Annotated in this window: 1 protein-coding gene; it reads left to right on the top strand. The window is 45.6% G+C overall.

Annotation, left to right across the window (positions count from 1 at the left end):
* Positions 1 to 39: 39 nt before the first annotated feature.
* On the top strand, positions 40 to 596 hold a 557-nt coding region (locus tag E2K52_RS14590), incomplete at its 3' end, for an IS30 family transposase (protein ID WP_264765951.1).

Raw genomic sequence — 596 nt, forward strand, 5'->3', positions numbered from 1 at the left:
TGGAGGCTAAATCGCTCACCTTCCACTATTTCCAGAGAAATAGCACGCAATCGGGCAAGGAATGGTTATTTCGCTCAACATGCCCATAAATTAGCTCGCAGACGGCATTGTCCTAATCCCAAAAGAATCTCTCGAGAGGTTTGGGCACAAGTTATGGCTTACCTTGAACTTCAGTGGAGCCCCGAACAGATTGCTTCTCATGTTTCAGTCAGTCTGCATTCCATATACAGGTTTATACAGCAGGATAAAAGCAGAGGTGGTGTGCTCTTCCACAACTTACGTTTCAGAAATCAAAGGAAGAGAAAATATGGCTCTATCGAGACTCGTGGCCAACTGACAAACCGCAAAAGCATTCACGATCGACCTGCTGAGATTGAGCAGCGCTCCCGCTTCGGTGATTTGGAAATAGATACGATTGTTGGCAAGAATCACCAACAATCCCTGGTTTCAATTGTAGATCGGAAGACAGGTTATCTTTGGCTGAAAAAGTGCAGCACGCGCAAGGCTGAGGAAGTTTGCCAGGCTACGATCAGATTATTGGAACCGATCAAAGCGCATCTAAAAACAATTACCGCGGACAATGGTAAAGAGTTCAG

The sequence above is a fragment of the Acinetobacter sp. RF14B genome, from assembly GCF_006864105.1.
In the GTDB taxonomy this organism is placed as follows: Bacteria; Pseudomonadota; Gammaproteobacteria; order Pseudomonadales; family Moraxellaceae; genus Acinetobacter; species Acinetobacter lwoffii_C.